Source organism: Microbacterium sp. MMO-35 (assembly GCF_037147555.1).
Lineage (GTDB): Bacteria > Actinomycetota > Actinomycetes > Actinomycetales > Microbacteriaceae > Microbacterium.
In genome coordinates this window covers 90335-108461 of record NZ_JBBCVH010000009.1, presented here as the reverse complement: position 1 = coordinate 108461, position 18127 = coordinate 90335, and the positions used below count along the sequence as shown (strand labels likewise).

Annotated in this window: 17 protein-coding genes; 10 read left to right on the top strand and 7 right to left on the bottom strand. The window is 71.0% G+C overall.

Annotated elements, in window-relative coordinates; genetic code table 11:
* Nucleotides 1-9: 9 nt before the first annotated feature.
* Nucleotides 10-291 (bottom strand): hypothetical protein, encoded by a 282-nt coding sequence (locus WFJ01_RS16320; RefSeq protein ID WP_251444405.1) that lies wholly within the window; start codon nucleotides 289-291, stop codon nucleotides 10-12.
* Nucleotides 292-411: 120 nt separating this feature from the next.
* Between WFJ01_RS16320 and WFJ01_RS16315 the strand changes: the two genes are divergently transcribed.
* The 6 genes from WFJ01_RS16315 (at nucleotide 412) to ilvC (ending at nucleotide 7770) form a co-directional block, all read left to right on the top strand.
* Nucleotides 412-1653, top strand: a complete 1242-nt coding sequence (locus WFJ01_RS16315; protein ID WP_336629656.1) for an MFS transporter — start codon at nucleotides 412-414, stop codon at nucleotides 1651-1653.
* Between the two features lie 69 nt (nucleotides 1654-1722).
* Nucleotides 1723-3141 (top strand): alpha,alpha-trehalose-phosphate synthase (UDP-forming), encoded by a 1419-nt coding sequence (locus tag WFJ01_RS16310; protein ID WP_336629655.1) that lies wholly within the window; start codon nucleotides 1723-1725, stop codon nucleotides 3139-3141.
* A complete protein-coding gene (gene otsB, locus WFJ01_RS16305; RefSeq protein WP_251444399.1) occupies nucleotides 3138-3926 on the top strand; it encodes a trehalose-phosphatase in 789 nt (262 codons plus the stop codon). Before WFJ01_RS16310 ends, otsB begins: the two co-directional genes overlap by 4 nt.
* Nucleotides 3927-4350: 424 nt before the next feature.
* Nucleotides 4351-6153: an acetolactate synthase large subunit gene (locus WFJ01_RS16300; RefSeq protein WP_251444391.1), complete on the top strand. Its 1803-nt coding sequence runs from the start codon at nucleotides 4351-4353 to the stop codon at nucleotides 6151-6153.
* 3 nt (nucleotides 6154-6156) lie between these two features.
* The gene (ilvN, locus tag WFJ01_RS16295; protein WP_251444389.1) at nucleotides 6157-6666 is read left to right on the top strand and encodes an acetolactate synthase small subunit; all 510 of its coding nucleotides are present in this window, start codon (nucleotides 6157-6159) and stop codon (nucleotides 6664-6666) included.
* A gap of 75 nt (nucleotides 6667-6741) precedes the next feature.
* Nucleotides 6742-7770 carry a ketol-acid reductoisomerase gene (gene ilvC / locus WFJ01_RS16290; protein WP_251444382.1) on the top strand — a complete coding sequence of 343 codons (1029 nt, stop codon included), beginning with the start codon at nucleotides 6742-6744 and terminating at the stop codon, nucleotides 7768-7770.
* 116 nt (nucleotides 7771-7886) lie between these two features.
* On the opposite strand, the gene WFJ01_RS16285 is transcribed toward ilvC, so the two are convergent.
* From WFJ01_RS16285 to WFJ01_RS16270, 4 genes are all read right to left on the bottom strand, one after another.
* A complete protein-coding gene (locus WFJ01_RS16285; RefSeq protein ID WP_336629654.1) occupies nucleotides 7887-9011 on the bottom strand; it encodes an ABC transporter ATP-binding protein in 1125 nt (374 codons plus the stop codon).
* Complete coding sequence (locus WFJ01_RS16280; protein ID WP_336629653.1) at nucleotides 9008-10561, bottom strand: ABC transporter permease; 1554 nt, start codon at nucleotides 10559-10561, stop codon at nucleotides 9008-9010. Before WFJ01_RS16280 ends, WFJ01_RS16285 begins: the two co-directional genes overlap by 4 nt.
* A 99-nt stretch (nucleotides 10562-10660) precedes the next feature.
* Nucleotides 10661-11713, bottom strand: coding sequence for an iron ABC transporter substrate-binding protein (locus tag WFJ01_RS16275; protein ID WP_336629652.1), 1053 nt, complete (start codon nucleotides 11711-11713; stop codon nucleotides 10661-10663).
* Between the two features lie 129 nt (nucleotides 11714-11842).
* Nucleotides 11843-12712, bottom strand: a complete 870-nt coding sequence (locus WFJ01_RS16270) for an amidohydrolase family protein (RefSeq protein ID WP_336629651.1) — start codon at nucleotides 12710-12712, stop codon at nucleotides 11843-11845.
* Between the two features lie 75 nt (nucleotides 12713-12787).
* Here WFJ01_RS16270 and WFJ01_RS16265 point away from each other — a divergent pair, with 75 nt between their 5' ends.
* The gene (locus tag WFJ01_RS16265) at nucleotides 12788-13465 is read left to right on the top strand and encodes a FadR/GntR family transcriptional regulator (protein WP_292880678.1); all 678 of its coding nucleotides are present in this window, start codon (nucleotides 12788-12790) and stop codon (nucleotides 13463-13465) included.
* Between the two features lie 161 nt (nucleotides 13466-13626).
* On the opposite strand, the gene WFJ01_RS16260 is transcribed toward WFJ01_RS16265, so the two are convergent.
* Both WFJ01_RS16260 and WFJ01_RS16255 read right to left on the bottom strand, forming a co-directional pair.
* On the bottom strand, nucleotides 13627-14379 hold the full coding sequence (locus tag WFJ01_RS16260) for an SDR family NAD(P)-dependent oxidoreductase (RefSeq protein WP_295032149.1): 753 nt from the start codon (nucleotides 14377-14379) through the stop codon (nucleotides 13627-13629).
* On the bottom strand, nucleotides 14376-15236 hold the full coding sequence (locus WFJ01_RS16255) for a fumarylacetoacetate hydrolase family protein (protein WP_336629650.1): 861 nt from the start codon (nucleotides 15234-15236) through the stop codon (nucleotides 14376-14378). Before WFJ01_RS16255 ends, WFJ01_RS16260 begins: the two co-directional genes overlap by 4 nt.
* Before the next feature lie 166 nt (nucleotides 15237-15402).
* Between WFJ01_RS16255 and WFJ01_RS16250 the strand changes: the two genes are divergently transcribed.
* Genes WFJ01_RS16250 through WFJ01_RS16240 form a run of 3 tightly spaced genes read left to right on the top strand, consistent with a single transcriptional unit; the run spans nucleotide 15403 to nucleotide 18115 of the window.
* On the top strand, nucleotides 15403-16710 hold the full coding sequence (locus WFJ01_RS16250; RefSeq protein WP_292880669.1) for an L-fuconate dehydratase: 1308 nt from the start codon (nucleotides 15403-15405) through the stop codon (nucleotides 16708-16710).
* Nucleotides 16703-17683, top strand: a complete 981-nt coding sequence (locus tag WFJ01_RS16245) for an aldo/keto reductase (RefSeq protein ID WP_336629649.1) — start codon at nucleotides 16703-16705, stop codon at nucleotides 17681-17683. Before WFJ01_RS16250 ends, WFJ01_RS16245 begins: the two co-directional genes overlap by 8 nt.
* A gap of 12 nt (nucleotides 17684-17695) precedes the next feature.
* On the top strand, nucleotides 17696-18115 hold the full coding sequence (locus WFJ01_RS16240) for an RbsD/FucU family protein (protein ID WP_251444366.1): 420 nt from the start codon (nucleotides 17696-17698) through the stop codon (nucleotides 18113-18115).
* Nucleotides 18116-18127 lie beyond the last annotated feature (12 nt).

The following is an 18127-nucleotide window of genomic DNA, read 5'->3' as shown; positions in this document are numbered from 1 at the left end:
CCCGGGCCCCTACTTCTGAGCCTTGCGCTCGGCCTTCTCCTCGGCCTTGAGCGCCTTCTTGGCCCGCTTGAACTGCACCGGCGCGACGGGCGAGTCGGCGGACACCATCTCGCCGCGCTCGTCACGACGGAAGTCGACGATGGCGCCGATCGCGAGCGCGATCGTGATGCCCCAGCTCAGCCAGGCGAGGACCGCGCGCCAGGTGATGGGCGCGTCCCGCGTTCCGCGCAGCAGCGCGATGCCACTCGTGATCGCCCCGAAGAGACCGCTCGCGAAGAGGTAGTTGCGCATACGACCACGCTACCCTGGTGACATCACCGTTGTGCATTACCGGCCGCCGGCTCTTCCGGCGGAAAGCGGCGGCACCTGACTGCGTCTCCTCCCGCGGCGACGCCAGAGACCTCTCCCGCCATGACTTCGCACACCTCGTCCACTCCGGTCCACCCGAGCCTCTTCCGCCGGGTCGGGCTGCCGTACTTCCTCATCGCCTTCATCGCCCGGCTTCCCTTCGCGATGATGGTCGTCGGGGTGCTCACCGTCGTCGTCGCCGCCCGCGAGTCGGTGGCGCTCGGCGGACTCACCTCCGCGGCCGTGGGCATCGGCACCGCCTGCTTCGGTCCGCTGCTGGGCGCCGCGGCCGACCGTCGCGGGCAGCGGATCGTGCTCGGCCTCATCGCCGTCGCCAACGCCGCGGCGCTGATCGGGTTCACGTTCGTCGTCTACTCACCGGCGCCCGAGCCGCTCGTGCTGCTCAGCGCGTTCGCGATCGGCGCCACCGCACCGCAGGTCTCGCCGATGTCGCGGTCGCGCCTGGTCACGATCATCGCCGAGCGGGTTCCTGCCGAGCGTCGCGCCCGCACCACGTCGTCGACGATGTCGTACGAGTCGGCCGCCGACGAGACGGTGTTCGTGTTCGGCCCGTTCCTCGTGGGCGTGCTCGCCACGGCCATCGCGCCCTGGATGCCCCTCGTGATCGCCGCCGCCCTCATCCTCGTGTTCGTGGGCGCTTTCGCCCTGCATCCGACCGCCGCACACGTCTCCGCGCAGCGCGGCGCCGACGGGCACGCGACCTCGCGTGTCTCGGAGCTGTTCCGCCCCCGCCTGCTGATCGTGGTGGTGGGCATGCTCGGGGTCGGCGTGTTCTTCGGCGCCATGCTCACCTCGCTCACCGCGTTCATGACGGAGCACGGCCGGGCCGAGGAGGCGGGCCTGCTCTACGGCGCGCTGGGCGTCGGGTCCGCGATCCTCGCGCTCGGCGTCGCGTTCCTGCCGGCACGGTTCACGCTCGCCGCGCGCTGGCTCGTCTTCGCCGGCGTGCTGTTCGGCGGCAGCCTGATGCTGCCCTGGGTGCACGACGTGGGGGCGATGCTGATCGCCCTGACGGTGATGGGCTGCGGGATCGGCCCGACCCTGGTGACCCAGTTCAGCTTGGGCGCGGCGTTCGGCCCCGCCGATCGATCCGCCACCGTGATGACGATGCTCGGCTCGGCGATGGTGGTCGGTCAGGCGATCGGCGCCGTCACCGCCGGCCAGGTCGCCGATGCCGGCGGTGCGCAGACGGCCCTCGTGCTGCCGGTCGCCGCCGCTGCGCTGGTGCTGGTCGCCGGCGTGGCGAACGCGCTGCGGGCGCGCTCGCGCCGCGCCGCGGACTGACGCGCACCGCCGGTCTGCGTCGGTTGGCTAGCCTGGAGATGCAGCCCCCGCTGCCGTGAGGAGCGTTCCATGCCTTCGTCCACACCGACCGCGCCGTTCGTGATCGTCGCCAACCGTCTTCCCGTCGACCGGGTGCACGGTCCTGACGGCTCCGAGGTCTGGCGGCGTTCGCCCGGCGGCCTCGTGGCCGCGCTCGAGCCCGTCATGCAGGCCGTCGACGGGGCGTGGGTGGGGTGGGCCGGACAACCGGATCTGGAGCTCGACCCGTTCACGGAGGACGGGATCCGCCTGCTCCCCGTGTCGCTGTCGGCCCAGGAGGTCGAGGAGTTCTACGAGGGCTTCTCGAACGACACGATCTGGCCGCTGTATCACGACGTCATCGCGCCGCCGCAGTTCCACCGGGAGTGGTGGGACGCCTACGTCCGGGTGAACCGGCGCTTCGCCGAGCGGGCGGCCCAGGCCGTGTCCGAGGGCGGAACGGTCTGGGTGCACGACTATCAGCTCCAGCTGGTGCCCGCGATGCTGCGCGAGCGCCGTCCCGATCTCACCATCGGGTACTTCCACCACATCCCGTTCCCCGCGCACGGCCTGTACGCGCAGCTGCCCTGGCGCGATCAGGTGCTCCAGGGGCTGCTGGGCGCCGATGTCGTGGGCTTCCAGCGGGCGCAGGACGCCACGAACTTCCTGACGGCCGTGCGCCGCAGGCTGAGGCTGGACGTCAAGGGATCCACGGTGTCCGTGCCCTACGGCGGCGCGCGCACGTCCGTCGCCCGGGCGTTCCCGATCTCCATCGACACGACGCCGTACCTCGAACTCGCGGCGCGCCCGGACGTGCGTGCTCGGGCCGCCGAGATCCGCGAGGGACTCGGCAACCCGAAGAAGATCCTGCTCGGGGTGGACCGCCTCGACTACACCAAGGGGATCCGGCACCGGATCAAGGCGTTCGGCGAGCTGCTGGATCAGGGGCGCATCTCCGTCGAGGACGTCACTCTCGTGCAGGTCGCCAGCCCCAGTCGGGAGCGGGTCGACGCCTATGTGCAGCTGCGGGACGAGATCGAGCTCGCCGTCGCGCGGATCAACGGCGACCACGACACGATCGACCACACGGCGATCCGCTACCTGCACCAGGGCTTCCCGCGCGAGGAGATGGTCGCGCTCTACCTCGCCGCCGACGCGATGCTCGTCACCGCCCTCCGCGACGGCATGAACCTCGTCGCCAAGGAGTACGTCGCCACCCGCGGCGACCACCGCGGGGTGCTCGTGCTCAGCGAGTTCACGGGTGCCGCCGACGAGCTGCGCCAGGCGGTGCTGGTCAACCCGCACGACATCGAGGGGCTCAAGGACGCGATCATGCAGGCCGTCGAGATGCCTCCGCGCGAGCAGGCGCGCCGCATGCGGGCGCTGCGCAAACGGGTGCTGGAGAACGACGTGAACGCCTGGTCGCAGGAGTTCCTCACCGCCCTCGAGGACGTACGGAGCACGCGATGACCCGCGACTGGACCCCCGGAGACCTCGATCCCGCCCTCGCGGCGATCGCGCGCACGCCGCGCCTGCTGGTCGCGCTCGACTTCGACGGCACCGTCTCGCCGCACGTCGCGGACCCGATGTCGGCGCGGGCGCTGCCGGCGGCCGTCGCCGCCGTGGGGCGTCTCGCCGCACTGCCGCAGACCTTCGTCGCCTACGCGTCAGGGCGCAGCCTGCACGACCTCCGCGAGATCACCGAGCACGAGGACGGCTCGCCGATCCTGCTCGCCGGATCCCACGGCGCGCAGTTCTGGTTCCCGGACACGGGGGAGGAGACGGACCTCTCCTCCGAGCCCGCCGATCAGGCGGAGGTCGTCGCCGAGCTGCGCGCGCTGATCGCCGATCTCGACGGCGTGGTCCACGAGCCGAAGACCTTCGGCTTCGGCGTGCACACGCGCACGGCGGCGCCCGGGCAGGAGGAGATCGCGTTCCTCCGCGTGGAGAAGTGGGCCTCCGAGCGCATCCCCTCGTGGCGCCGTCGCACGGGGCACCATCTGCGCGAGTTCTCCTGGCGGGCCGAGGGCAAGGACGCGGCGCTCGCGCGCCTTCGGACGCACGTGCAGGCGACCGGCGTGCTCTTCGCCGGCGACGACGTCACCGACGAGGACGGGATGCGCACGCTCGGCAGTGAGGACCTGGGCGTGCGGATCGGCGCGGGCGAGACGGCCGCGGGACTGCGCGTCGCCGATCCCGCCGCGTTCGCGGGTCTCCTCGACGCCCTGGCCGACGCCAGGGCGAGCGCGCAATAGACTTCTTCCATGCGCGCGCAGGACGAACACGGTCGTCCGTTCGTCGTGCGCATCCGCGTCCTGGACCGCGAGGATCATGCGTTAGGCTTGACGCACGTTCGATGCGTGATCGGCACAACCGGATCACGGATCGGACGCAGAGCTCCGGCGGTCTCGCAGTCCGTCGGGCGCGATGGTGATCTGATTCGGGTCGATATCGCGGCTCGTGCTCTCGGCCCACTCGCCGGGACGCCTGAGCCGGGCTCCTACCGCGACGATGTTCGTCGCGACGTCGAGCCGACTTCCCCGCGCTGCACCCGAGGCGTTCCAGCCCAGCATTCCCGACCCCTGCGGCCCGCTCCCCGCGGACCGGGTCGGAGAGTCGTCCGCGACGGGGCATCGTCCCGCCGCTTCCGCCGATCGTTCATCACCGCAAGGAACCTTCATGACCGCTGATACCGCTCCAGCCGTCCCTCGTCCGCCTGCCCGCCCGGCGGCGGCCCCTGTTCTCACCGGCGCGCAGGCCGTCGTCCGCTCCCTCGAGCTCCTCGGGGTCACGGATGTGTTCGGCATCCCCGGCGGCGCGATCATGGAGGTCTACGACCCGCTGATGGCGTCGACCGAGCTGCGCCACATCCTCGTGCGTCACGAGCAGGGCGGCGGTCACGCCGCCGAGGGCTACGCCACCGCCTCCGGGAAGGTCGGCGTCACCATCGCGACCTCCGGTCCCGGGGCGACCAACCTCGTCACCGCGATCGCGGACGCCTACATGGACTCCATCCCGATCGTCGCGATCACCGGACAGGTGTTCTCCCGGCTGATGGGCACGGACGCGTTCCAGGAGGCGGACATCGTCGGCATCACCATGCCGATCACCAAGCACTCGATCCTCGTCAAGCGTCCGGAGGACATCCCGGGCGCCATCGCCGCGGCGTTCGAGATCGCCGCGACCGGTCGTCCCGGGCCCGTCCTGGTGGACATCACCAAGGACGCGCAGCAGGCGACGGCGCCCTTCGTGTGGCCGCCGAAGTACGACCTGCCCGGCTACCGTCCCGTGACGAAGGCGCACGGCAAGCAGATCCAGGCCGCGGCGACCCTGCTCGCAGAGGCCAAGAAGCCGGTGCTCTACGTCGGCGGCGGCATCATCCGGGGCAACGCCTCGGAGGAGCTGCTGACCCTCGCCGAGCTCACCGGCGCTCCCGTCGTGACCACGCTGATGGCGCGCGGCGCGTTCCCCGACTCGCACCCGCAGCACGTCGGCATGCCCGGCATGCACGGCACGGTGCCGGCGGTGCTCGCGCTGCAGGAGGCCGATCTGCTCGTGGCCCTCGGCACCCGGTTCGACGACCGCGTGACGGGCAAGGCCGAGCTGTTCGCCCCGAACGCGAAGGTCGTTCACGTCGACATCGACCCGGCCGAGATCTCCAAGATCCGCACCGCCGACGTGCCCATCGTGGGCGGCGTGCGCGAGGTCATCACGGATCTCGAGGCCGCGTTCCGCGGGCTCACCGGTGGCGCCAAGGGCGACATCGAGGAGTGGTGGGCCTACCTCGACGGGCTGCGTGCCGAGTTCCCGCTCGGCTACACGCCGCCCGAGGACGGCCTGATGTCCCCGCAGCACGTGATCCAGCGGATCGGCGAGCTCACCGGCCCCGAGGCGGTCTACGCCGCAGGCGTCGGCCAGCATCAGATGTGGGCGGCGCAGTTCATCAAGTACGAGCGCCCCAACTCCTGGCTGAACTCCGGCGGTGCCGGCACCATGGGCTACGCCGTGCCGGCGGCCATGGGCGCCAAGGTCGCCGAGCCCGACCGCGTGGTCTGGGCGATCGACGGCGACGGCTGCTTCCAGATGACCAACCAGGAGCTCGCGACCTGCGTCATCAACGACATCCCGATCAAGGTCGCGATCATCAACAACTCCTCCCTGGGCATGGTCCGCCAGTGGCAGACCCTGTTCTACGAGGGCCGGCACTCGAACACCGACCTGAACACCGGGCACGGGACGATCCGCATCCCCGACTTCGTCAAGCTCGCCGAGGCCTACGGCTGCCTCGCGATCCGGGTGGAGAAGGAGGAGGAGATCGACGCCGCCATCAAGCTCGCCCTCGAGACGAACGATCGCCCCGTCGTGATCGACTTCGTCGTCAGCGCGGATGCCATGGTGTGGCCGATGGTGCCGCAGGGCGTCAGCAACAGCTACATCCAGTACGCGCGCGACCACGCGCCCGCTTTCGACGAGGAGGACTGATCCATGTCCACGCATGTGCTGAGCCTCCTGGTGGAGGACACCCCGGGTATCCTGACCCGCGTCGCCGGACTGTTCGCGCGCCGCGGCTTCAACATCGAGTCGCTCGCCGTGGGCGTGACGGAGGTGCCGGGCATCTCCCGGATCACGGTCGTCGTCGACGTCGAGGAGTTCCCGCTCGAGCAGGTGACCAAGCAGCTGAACAAGCTGATCAACGTCATCAAGATCGTCGAGCTGGAGCAGAGCGCCTCCGTGCAGCGTGAGCACATGCTCATCAAGGTGCGCACGGACAACAACAGCCGTTCGAACGTGCTCGAGGTCGTGAACCTCTTCCGCGCGTCCGTCGTCGACTACGCGCCCGAGGCGCTCGTGGTCGAGGTCACGGGCGACAAGGGCAAGGTCGACGCGCTGCTGCGCGCACTCGAGCCGTTCGGCATCAAGGAGCTCGCCCAGTCGGGCCTGCTCGCGATCGGCCGCGGCGGCAAGAGCATCACGGAGCGCGTGCTGCGCAGCTGACCCCCGCCGGCCCCTGAGCCCGTCGACGGGGCCGGCAGCAGAACTTCCCAGAACCCCAACAAGGAGAAACACACAGTGAGCACCGAGATCTTCTACGACGCAGACGCGGACCTGTCGATCATCCAGAACAAGAAGGTCGCGATCGTCGGCTACGGCTCCCAGGGCCACGCGCACGCGATGAACCTGCGCGACAGCGGCGTCGAGGTCGCGATCGCCCTCAAGGAGGGCTCGCGCTCGATCGCCAAGGCCGAGGAGGCCGGCTTCCCCGTCAAGACCGTCGCCGAGGCGACCCAGTGGGCCGACCTCATCATGATCCTCGCGCCGGACCAGCACCAGCGCGGCATCTACAGCGAGTCGATCGCGCCGAACCTCACCGCGGGCAAGACCCTCGCGTTCGCGCACGGGTTCAACATCCGCTTCGGCTACATCGACGCTCCCGAGGGCGTCGACGTGATCCTCATCGCCCCGAAGGCCCCGGGTCACACCGTGCGCCGCGAGTTCGTCGCCGGCCGCGGCATCCCGGACATCATCGCCGTGGAGCGCGACGCGTCGGGCAACGCCTGGGCGACCGCCCTCTCGTACGCGAAGGCGATCGGCGGCACCCGCGCCGGCGTCATCAAGACCACCTTCACCGAGGAGACCGAGACCGACCTGTTCGGCGAGCAGGCCGTGCTCTGCGGTGGCATGAGCCACCTCGTGCAGGCGGGCTTCGAGACCCTCACCGAGGCGGGCTACCAGCCGCAGATCGCCTACTTCGAGGTGCTGCACGAGCTCAAGCTCATCGTCGACCTGATGTGGGAGGGCGGCATCGCCAAGCAGCGCTGGTCGATCTCCGACACCGCCGAGTTCGGCGACTACGTCTCCGGTCCGCGCATCATCGACGCCGGTGTGAAGGAGCGCATGAAGGAGGTCCTCGCGGACATCCAGTCCGGCGCCTTCGCGACCCGCTTCATCGAGGACCAGGACAACGGCGCGACCGAGTTCCTCGCCCTTCGCGAGAAGGAGCAGGGGCACCCGATCGAGGCCACCGGCAAGGAGCTGCGTGCGCTCTTCGCCTGGAAGTCGCAGGACGAGGACTACGTCGAGGGCAGCGCCGCGCGCTGACCCACGGCTGACGAGAGAACGGGCGTCCCTTCGGGGGCGCCCGTTCTCTCTTCTGTTCCGAGGACGCCGAGCCCGGTCGCGCTGCGCGCGTCCTCGCTCGACGACCCCGGGGCGCGCTACGTCGGGAAGACCACGCCCTCGCCGATCACGCGCAGGGCGATGCGCTGACCGGGGCGGGTGAGGGCCGGGTTGGCGTGCCGGATGACGATCACCGGCGGCTCCGCATCGAGGCGGGGATCCGCGCCGGCGCGGGGCTCCAGCCGGATCCGCGCCGACGTCTCCGACCCGAAGTAGACGCCCGACTCGACGGTCGCCCGGATCGGAGAGTCGGCGACGAGCTGCACCTGCTCCGGGCGCAGCATGAGCTGCACATGCCCCTGGACCGGTGGATTCCGCACCGGCACGTAGCCCAGCGCGCAGGACGCGAGGGATCCGTCCAGCCAGGCGTCCAGCACGATCGCCTCGCCGAGGAACTCCGCCACCCCGCGGTCCGCGGGACGCGTGTACACGACGAACGGGTGCCCCGTCTGCACGAGGCGGCCGTCGCGCATCACGGCCACCTGGTCGGAGAAGCTCAACGCCTCGGACTGGTCGTGCGTGACGAGGATGGTCGTCGTGCCGGCATCGGTCAGGATCCGGGCCACCGCCTCCCGCGTCGCGGCGCGCAGTCCGGTGTCGAGGGCGGAGAACGGCTCGTCCAGCAGCATCAGCTCGGGCTCGCGGGCGAGCGCCCGGGCGATCGCGACGCGCTGCTGCTGTCCGCCGGAGAGCTGGTCCGGGCGGCGATCCGCCACGTCCTGCGGCAGGGCGACGAGAGCCAGCAGCTCGGCCACCCGCCGATCCCGGGCGGCGCGGCCGAGGTCGTCGAGGCCGAAGGAGATGTTGCGCGCGACCGAGAGATGCGGGAACAGGCCGCCGTCCTGCGTCACGTAGCCGATGTCGCGGCGATGGACGGGAACCCAGGTATCGGGACCCGCGACGGAGCGGGATCCCAGCACGACCTCGCCCTGCTCCGGGCGCTCGAAACCGGCGATGATGCGCAGCAGGGTGGTCTTGCCCGACCCCGAGGCGCCGACGATCGCGGTGATCCCGCCCTTCTGCACGGCGAGGTCGACGCCGTGCAGTACGCGATGCCCGCCGTACGACGCAGTGACGCCGGCCACCTGCAGGTGCGCGGTGGGCAGGGGGCCGGTCCCGGGCGAGGGCACGGCGCCGAGCGATCCGAGGTTGCGTGCAGTCATGCGTTCTCCGCGGTCGAGGGGGCGGGCGTCGTCGAGGTGCCGGGGGAGGCGTCGGCGGTGGAGAGCACCGCGGACTGCCGGAAGAGCAGATAGGTCATGGGGGCGGAGAGCAGGATCAGGAGCGTCGCGTACGGCGCGGCACCCGCGAAGTCGATCTCGCTGGACAGGCTCCAGAACCGTGTGGCGAGCGTCTGCACGCCGATCGGCGAGAGCAGCAGGGTCGCGGTCAGTTCCCCGGCCACCGCGAGGAACACCATCGCCAGGGCGGCGGCCGTCGCGGGCGCCACCAGGCGCAGCGTGACCCCGAAGAAGGCCCGCAGCGGCCGGCGGCCGAGCGCCTGCGCGGCTTCCTCGAGGCTCTGCGGCGCCTGTGCGATGCCCGCCTGAAGCGGCACCAGTGCGCGGGGAAGGAACAGCAGGGCATAGGCGAGGAGCAGCAGCGCCGTCGTCTGGTACAGCGCCGGCACGAAGAAGAGCGAGACCGTGACGAGTGCGAGCGCGAGCACGATGCCTGGCATGGAGCTGGTGATGTAGTTCGTGCGCTCGAGCAGCCGGCTGAGCGCGCCGGGACGGCGCACGGCGAGCCAGGACAGCGGGAACGCGGCGACGACGGTGACCACGCCGCCGCCGAGCGCGAGAGCGAGCGTCTGCAGCAGGGTCGGCAGCAGATCGGGCGCCGTCCAGACCGCGGTGCCGCCGTAGGCCAGCCAGCCGCCGATGACGACCGCGGGCACGCCGAGCGCGGCGACGCCGAGGGCGAGCAGGGCGACCTGGGCCGGGAGCTGCCATCCGCGCAGCCGGATCCGGCGGGGCGGCGCTGCCGTACCCGATCCGATCCGTGCGTAGCGGGCGCGTCCGCGGGCGCGGCTCTCCAGCAGCAGCAGCGCGAAGCAGAGCAGCATGAGCACGCCGGACAGCATGCTCCCCGCCGATCCGTTGAACGTGGAGCGGTACTGATCCATGATCGCGGTCGTGAACGTGTCGAAGCGGATCAGGGCGAACGCGCCGTACTCGCTGAGCAGGTGCAGCCCCACGAGCAGCGCGCCGCCGAGCAGCGCGAGTCGCAGCTGGGGCAGCACGGTCCCGAAGAACACGCGCACCGGACCGCGGCCGAGGTTCGCCGCGGCCTGCTCGAGCGAGGGATCCAGGCGCGCGAGCGCGGCGCGCACCGGGAGGTACACGAGCGGGAAGTAGGACAGCGTCGCCAGCAGCACGCCGGATCCGAGTCCGGCGAGCGAGGGGACCGCGGAGACCCAGGCGTAGGAGTTCACGAACGCGGGGATCGCGAGCGGCATCGCGAGCACCGCGCCCCACGCCCCGGCGCCGGCGAGCGACGTCCGTTCGACGAGCCACGCGCCGCCGACCCCGATCACGGCGCAGAGCGGCACGGTGATCGCGACGAGCAGCACGGTGTTCGTCAGCAGCTCGCCGACCCGTGGGCGGAAGATCAGCGCCGCCGACTCGGCCCAGCCGATCTGGGCCGCGGTCGTGACGACGAAGAGCAGCGGAAGCAGCGAGAGCGCCGCGACCACGACGCCGGCGGCGATCACGACCCAGGATCCGGCTCCCCGGGAGACGCCGCGGGGCGGCCGGAGCCGTTGCGCTCCGACCGCCCGTCGGGAAGTGGTCGTGGTGGTGATGTCTGCGCCCTAGAGCAGGCCCGCCTGGGTCATCAGATCGGTGACCTGCTTGGAGTTCAGCGTAGCCGGGTCGATGGTCGGCGCCTGCAGATCCTCGAGGGGAACGAGCTTCGGGTTCGCGGCGACCCCTGATCCGACCGGGTACTCGAACGAGGTTCCGGTCTGCAGGATCTTCTGGCCCTCGGCGCCCGTCACGAACGCGAGGAACTTCTGCGCCGCGGCCCGGTGCTTGCTCGACTTCAGCACGCCGCCCCCGGACACCGAGACGAACGCACCCGGATCCTGGTTCTTGAAGTAGTGCAGCTGCACGTTCTTCGAGTTCTCTCCGGTCGCCGCCTGATCGCCGAACCAGTAGTAGTGGTAGATCACGGCGCCGTCGATCTCACCGGCGTTGACCGCCTTCATCGCGGTGGAGTTGCCCTTGTAGGCGACCGAGTTGGTCTTCATGGCCTTCAGCCACTCCTCGGCGGCGTCGGCGCCCTTGAGCTGCACGAGCGCCGAGACGATGGCCTGGAAGTCGGCGCCGGAGGGCGATGCGGCCCAGCGGCCCTTCCAGGACGGGTCGGCGAGATCCATCAGCGACTTCGGCAGCTGCGCCTCGGTGAGCTTCGACGTGTTGTAGGCGAACACGGTCGAGCGGGCCGCGATGCCGACCCACTTGCCGGAGGACGGGCGGTACTCCGTCGGGACGTTCTTCAGCGCCTCGTCGCCCGGCGACGCGAACAGGCCCGCCTTCTCGACGGCCGACATCGACGGCGAGTTCTCGGTGAGGAACACGTCGGCGGGGGAGCGGTCGCCCTCCTGGATGAGCTGCTGGGACATCTCGGTGTCGTCGCCGTTGCGCACCTGGACCTTGATGCCGGTCGCCTTCGTGAACGCATCGGTCCACGACTTCGTGAGCTCTTCGTGCTGCGCGTTGTAGATCGTGATGGTCTGCCCGGCGAGGTCATCGCCGCCGGTGCTCGCGGCGGGCGTGGAGCCGCCGCCGCTGCAGGCGGTCAAGGCCAGGGCGACGGCGGAGGCTGCTGCCGCAGCGGAGAGCAGGCGGAGGGAACGGTTCACGGAGAGTCCTTCGTGGCGGGGGTGATGCGGAGGTCGCGAATCACATCGTAGGTAAGGCAAGCCTCACTCACCAACCTGATGACATTCCTGAGAACCGTGCGAGGGCTGCCTGAACGGGCGACAGGGCGATCAGCCCACGCCGTAGAACCTCGCCGCGTTGCCCCAGAGGACGGCGTCGGCGTCGATGCCTCGGGCCGCCGCCCACTCCACCACCGTCTCGGCCCAGAGCCCGCGGCTCTCCGGCCGGTACTCGCACGCCTCGCCGGTGATCGCCGAGACGGGCCAGTCGCTGCCCCAGAGCAGGCGGTCGGATCCGAACGCGTCGGCGGCCGCATCGAGGAAGGGGATCACCTGGGCCGGGCTCCAGAGGCCTCCGGCTTCCGCGGGCAGCCCGGAGAGCTTCACGGCGACCCGTGGATGCGCCGCCAGTGCGCGCAGGTCGCGCAGCCAGCCGGCGTCGGGGCGGAGCGGATCCGCGGCGGTGCCGACGGACGGCTTCCCGAGATGGTCCAGCACGATCGGCAGCGCAGGCACCGCCCCGGCGAGATCGGAGACGTCGGGGAGCTGGTGGGCGCGCACGCAGGCGTCGAAGCGGAGCCCGCGCGCGGCCACGGCGGCGGCACCCGCACGGAAGGCGTCGTGGCGGGCGGTGCCGTCGGGCTCGTCCTGGAGGTTGTGCCGCACGCCGACGACCCCGGTGAGGCCGACGAGCGCGTCGAGATGCGCGGTCGTCTGCTCGCCCCGGTCGAGCCGTGCCCCCGCCACGATGCCGATCACGCCGGTGCGCGCGGCGGTCTCGGAGATCCAGCGCACCTCGTCGAGGAACTCCGCCTCGACGCACTCCGCCTGCACGAAGATCGCCGCAGCCCGCTCGGCGCCGGTGACGGACGCCTTGGCGAGCTCCTCGGCGGCGTATCGCTGAGCCAGCGGTCCGTCGAGCCAGGTGTAGTCGAGGCGGGAGGGATCCCACAGGTGCAGGTGGGAGTCGAGGAGACGCATGCTGACATCCTTTCGCAGATCGCGGCCCGTGTGGCGCAGACATCCGATGTTCGCTCCAGCGCCTAGGATGACGCCATGGCAGTCACCGACGAGGCGATCGAGAAGATCAAGGCGATGATCGTGTCGGGCGAGCTCGGCCCCGGCGATCGGCTGCCGCCGGAGAAGGAACTCGCCGAGCGCCTCGGCCTGAGCCGCAACTCGATGCGCGAGGCGGTCAAGGCGCTCGAGGTGATCCGCGTCCTCGACGTGCGCCGCGGGGACGGCACCTATGTGACGAGTCTCGAGCCGCACCTCCTCCTCGAGGCGATCAGCTTCGTCGTCGACATGCACGACGACGACTCCCTGCTCGAGCTGTTCGCGGTGCGTCGCATGCTGGAGTCCCAGGCGACCGGCCTCGCTGCGACCCACGGCGATGATGAGGCGATCGCGACGCTGCAGGCGGAGATCGACGGGATCGACGCCGCCGTCTCGATCGACGACCTCGTGGCTCACGACATCCGCTTCCACCGCGAGATCGTGCAGATGACCGGCAACGGCTATCTCGCCAGCCTCATCGACAGCCTGTCGAGCCAGACCATCCGTGCCCGGGTCTGGCGCGGGCTCACCGAGCAGGGGGCGGTCGAGCGCACGCTGTCAGAGCATCGCGCGATCGCCGATGCGATCGCGCAGCACGACCCCGCCCTCGCGACCTCGCTCGCCACCGCGCACATCGCGGGCGTCGAGCGCTGGCTGCGCCAGGCTGCCCAGGCCTGAGTCCGTTCCCACCGCTCGCGGCGGCTCGAACCGCTCCCGTCGCAGAAGATGTCGTTCTGAACGCCGGTCAGCGACATCTTCTGCGACGGGAGCAGCTCTTCTGCGACGGGAGCAGCGGAAGCCGGTGGGGGAGAGCCGGTCGAAGCGGCCCCGGAGCCCGGCTACTCGGCGCGCAGGCGGAGCTGGGCCATGCCGCCGTCGACCTCGATGGAGGTGCCGGTGGTGGATCCGGAGGTCGGGCTGACGAGGTACAGCACGGCGCCGGCGACCTCGTCCGGCGACACCAGGCGACCGTGCGGCTGGCGGGCGTTGAGCGCGGCGCGCTCCGCGGCGGGGTCGGAGGCGGCGTCGAGCAGCCGTCCCACCCACGGGGTGTCGGCGGTGCCAGGGTTGACCGCGTTGACGCGGATCCCCTCGCGGAGGTGATCCGCCGCCATCGCCCGGGTGAGCGCGGACACGGCGCCCTTCGAGGCGGAGTAGAGCGCGCGCTGCGGCAGCCCCGTGGTCGAGGCGATCGAGGCGGTGTTGCAGATCGCGGCGGCCGGGGACTTCCGCAGCCAGGGCAGTGCCGCGGCGGAGACGCGGGCGATTCCCGTCACGTTGATCGAGAGCACGCGCGCCCACTCGTCGTCGCCGTTCGCGGCGACGTCGCCCTGTGCGCCGATCCCGGCGTTGTTCACCACGATGTCGATGCGGCCGAAGCGCTCGCCGATGGCGGCGACGGCCGCGTCCACGCTCGCGCGGTCCGACACGTCGGCCGTGAAGGCGGCGAAGCGCGGATCCGCGCCGGTCACGTCGCGGTCGAGCACCGCGACCTCGGCGCCCTGCTCGTGCAGCTGCGCGGCGATCGCCGCGCCGATCCCCGATGCGCCGCCCGTGACGATCGCGACGAGCCCTTCCACCTGACCGGTCATGCCTGTGCCTCCCATGCGATGAATTCCTGACGCTGGCTCCCCAGCCCCTCGATGTCGATCTCGACGACGTCCCCGGCGCGGAGGTACGGGAACTTCCCGCCGAACGCGACGCCCTGCGGGGTGCCCGTGAGGATGAGGTCCCCGGGCTCGAGGGTCATGTACTGCGAGATGTGGTGCACGATCTCCGCGACGGGGAAGATCATGTCGTTCGTGTTCGAGTCCTGCCGCGGCTCGCCGTTCACGAAGCTGCGCAGCCGCAGGTTCTGCACGTCGACCTCGTCGGGGGTCACGAGCCACGGCCCGGTCGGGTTGAACCCGAAGGCCGCCTTGCCCTTGGACCACTGCCCGCCGGAGACCTCCATCTGGAAGGCCCGCTCCGAGACGTCGTTGCACACCACGTATCCGGCGATGTGCGCCGCGGAGTCGGCGGGGGAGTCGAGGTAGGCGGCGCGGGATCCGATCACGACGCCGAGCTCCACCTCCCAGTCCGTCTTCTCGCTGCCGCGCGGGATCGTCACCGCGTCGTCGGGACCCACGACGGTGTTCGGCGTCTTCAGGAACAGGATCGGCACGGTGGGCGGCTCCGCGCCCGACTCGCGGGCGTGGGCGGCGTAGTTCTGCCCGACGCAGATCACGGCGCTGGGGCGCGCGATCGGCGCTCCGATGCGCTGCGCGGCGGCGTCGGCCAGTTCGGGGAGGGCTCCGGCATCCAGGGCGGCACGCGTGCGGCCCACCGGGTCGGCGGCGAGGAAGTCGCCGTTCACATCGGAGGTCACGGACCGAAGATCGTAGGTACGGCCCTCGGCGATGACGACCGGGATCTCGGATCCGGGGTCGCCCAGACGCGCGAACTTCATGATTCTCCTGCCTTCTCAGAGGGATGGGTGGATCCGCCGCCGGAACGACGTGAGCGGATGCATCCCGCGTTGACAGTATAGACATCCGATGTTTACACTCCAACTGTCGGGGCCCATCACGGCCTTCCGCGCCACCGCCCCGACTTCGGCCCAGAACAGGAGAACCGTGAGCCGCATCGTCGCGCTGGAGACCAGCGACATCCGATTCCCCACCTCGCTCAGCCTCGACGGCTCCGACGCGATGAACCCCGACCCCGACTACTCCGCGGCCTACGTGATCGTGCGCACCGACGCGGCCGACGGCATCGACGGGCACGCGTTCGTGTTCACGATCGGCCGCGGCAACGACGTGCAGGTCGCGGGCATCGACGCGCTCGCCGGGCATCTCGTGGGCCGCGAGCTGGAGCCGCTGCTCGACGACATGGGCGGCACGTTCCGGGAGATCATCGGCGACTCGCAGCTGCGCTGGCTCGGCCCGGAGAAGGGCGTCATGCACATGGCGATCGGCGCCGTGATCAACGCACTGTGGGACATCAAGGCGAAGCGCGCCGGGCTTCCGCTCTGGCAGCTCCTCTCCCGGATGACGCCGGAGCAGCTCGTCGATCTCGTCGACTTCCGCTACCTCACCAACGCGCTCACCCGCGAGGACGCCCTGGCGATCCTGCGCGCCGCCGAGCCCGGCCGCGCCGAGCGGGAGCAGCAGCTGCTCGCGACCGGGTACCCGGGCTACACGACGAGTCCCGGCTGGCTGGGCTACTCGGACGAGAAGCTCGAGCGCCTCGCCCGGGAGGCGATGGCCGACGGGTTCACGCAGATCAAGCTCAAGGTCGGCGCCGACCTCGACGACGACATCCGGCGGTTCCGCAAGGCCCGCGAGGTGTGCGGCCCCGACTTCCCGATCGCGATCGACGCCAACCAGCGCTGGGAGGTCTCCGAGGCGATCGCCTGGGTGAACGCGCTCGCCGAGTTCCGTCCCGCGTGGATCGAGGAGCCGACGAGCCCCGACGACGTGCTCGGGCACGCCGAGATCGCCCGTGGCGTGGCGCCGATCCGCGTCGCGACCGGCGAGCACGCGCAGAACCGGATGATCTTCAAGCAGCTGCTGCAGGCCGAGGCCATCCAGGTCATGCAGATCGACGCGGTGCGCGTGGCCGGCGTGAACGAGAACATCGCGAACCTGCTGCTCGCCGCGAAGTTCGGCGTGCCGGTGTGCCCGCACGCCGGCGGCGTCGGCCTGTGCGAGGCCGTGCAGCACCTCTCCATGTTCGACTTCGTCGCCGTCTCCGGAAGCCGCGAAGGGCGCATGATCGAGTACGTGGACCACCTGCACGAGCACTTCACGGTGCCGACCGACATCCGCGGCGGTTCCTACACGGCTCCGACGGAGCCCGGCAACGGCATGGAGATGAAGGCGGCGAGCCGCGCGGAGTTCACCTGGACCGGCGAGCACCGGGAGGCGGGCGCTCATGTCTGAGTCCGTCGACGCCACGACGCGGCCCGGCGTCCCGGCTCTGGGATACGGCGCCGCGAACGTCGGCAACCTGTTCCGCGCGCTGACCGACGACGAGGCCTGGGCCGTGCTGGACGCGGCCTGGGAGAACGGGATCCGCCTCTACGACACGGCTCCGCACTACGGGCTCGGGCTCTCGGAGCGACGTCTCGGCGCCTTCCTGCAGACCAAGCCGCGTGACGAGTACGTGCTCTCCACCAAGGCGGGCCGCCTGCTCCGCCCGAATCCCGGCCACGTCGCGGGCGGTCTCGACACCGACAACGACTTCTTCGTGCCGGACGATCTGCAGCGCGTCTGGGACTTCTCGGACGCGGGGATCCGCGCGAGCCTCGACGAGTCGCGCGAGCGCCTCGGGATCGAGCGCATCGACATCCTCTACCTGCACGACCCGGAACGGCACGACCTGGATCTGGCGCTCTCCGAGGCGTTCCCCGCGCTCGAGGCGCTGCGTGCCGAGGGGGAGGTCGGCCGGATCGGCATCGGATCCATGACGGCCGCGGCCCTGACCGCCGCGGTGCGCTCCGCCGACCTCGACACGATCATGGTCGCCGGGCGCTACACCCTGCTCGAGCAGCCTGCGGCGGCGGACGTGATCCCGGCCTGCGCCGAGCGCGGGACCGACATCGTCGCCGCCTCGGTCTTCAACTCGGGCCTGCTCGCGCAGAGCGAGCCGCGCCGTGACGGTCGCTACGAGTACGGGGCGCTGCCGGAGGAGCTCTGGCAGCGTCTCACCCGGATCGCGGACATCTGCCGCGCGCACGGGGTCCCGCTGCCCGCGGCCGCGATACAGTACCCGCTGCAGTCCCCGGTCGTGACGTCGGTCGTGGTGGGCGGGAGCCGTCCGGAGCAGCTGCGCCAGAACGCGCAGCTCGCCGCCCTCGACATCCCCGCGGACCTCTGGCGCGAACTCGCGGCCGAAGCTCTCATCCCTTCCTGAACAGGAGTCCTCATGCTCGAAGGAATCGACCCCCTGCTCACCGGTGAGCTGCTGCTGCACCTCGACCGGATGGGACACTCCGACGCGGTCGTCGTGGCCGACGCGCACTTCCCGGCGTGGGCGCTCGGCGCGCGCGTGGTCGATCTGCCCGGCACCACGACGCCGGCCGTGGTCGCCGCGATCCGCTCGGTGCTGCCCCTCGACGACGCCCCGGGCATGGATCTCATGGAGTCGGCCGACGCGACGGTGCTCGACGTGCAGCGGGAGCTCATGGCGGCCGCCGGCACGGACGAGGAGACCACGCGCTTCGTGGAGCGCTTCGCGTACTACGACGTCGCGCAGGGCGCCTACCTCATGGTGCGCACGGGGGAGACCCGCAAGTACGGCAACGCGCTGCTGCGCAAGGGCGTCGTCGGGCACCCCTCCGCCTGAACCGCACCCACC

What these genes read in the sequence shown, in the direction of transcription:
- WFJ01_RS16285 (WP_336629654.1), bottom strand. Translation starts at nt 9,011, where the DNA reads ATGACTGCACGCAACCTCGGATCGCTCGGCGCCGTGCCCTCGCCCGGG.
- WFJ01_RS16300 (WP_251444391.1), top strand. Translation starts at nt 4,351, where the DNA reads ATGACCGCTGATACCGCTCCAGCCGTCCCTCGTCCGCCTGCCCGCCCG.
- WFJ01_RS16310 (WP_336629655.1), top strand. Translation starts at nt 1,723, where the DNA reads ATGCCTTCGTCCACACCGACCGCGCCGTTCGTGATCGTCGCCAACCGT.
- WFJ01_RS16240 (WP_251444366.1), top strand. Translation starts at nt 17,696, where the DNA reads ATGCTCGAAGGAATCGACCCCCTGCTCACCGGTGAGCTGCTGCTGCAC.
- WFJ01_RS16320 (WP_251444405.1), bottom strand. Translation starts at nt 291, where the DNA reads ATGCGCAACTACCTCTTCGCGAGCGGTCTCTTCGGGGCGATCACGAGT.
- WFJ01_RS16255 (WP_336629650.1), bottom strand. Translation starts at nt 15,236, where the DNA reads ATGAAGTTCGCGCGTCTGGGCGACCCCGGATCCGAGATCCCGGTCGTC.
- WFJ01_RS16265 (WP_292880678.1), top strand. Translation starts at nt 12,788, where the DNA reads ATGGCAGTCACCGACGAGGCGATCGAGAAGATCAAGGCGATGATCGTG.
- WFJ01_RS16245 (WP_336629649.1), top strand. Translation starts at nt 16,703, where the DNA reads ATGTCTGAGTCCGTCGACGCCACGACGCGGCCCGGCGTCCCGGCTCTG.
- WFJ01_RS16315 (WP_336629656.1), top strand. Translation starts at nt 412, where the DNA reads ATGACTTCGCACACCTCGTCCACTCCGGTCCACCCGAGCCTCTTCCGC.
- ilvN (WP_251444389.1), top strand. Translation starts at nt 6,157, where the DNA reads ATGTCCACGCATGTGCTGAGCCTCCTGGTGGAGGACACCCCGGGTATC.
- otsB (WP_251444399.1), top strand. Translation starts at nt 3,138, where the DNA reads ATGACCCGCGACTGGACCCCCGGAGACCTCGATCCCGCCCTCGCGGCG.
- WFJ01_RS16260 (WP_295032149.1), bottom strand. Translation starts at nt 14,379, where the DNA reads ATGACCGGTCAGGTGGAAGGGCTCGTCGCGATCGTCACGGGCGGCGCA.
- WFJ01_RS16270 (WP_336629651.1), bottom strand. Translation starts at nt 12,712, where the DNA reads ATGCGTCTCCTCGACTCCCACCTGCACCTGTGGGATCCCTCCCGCCTC.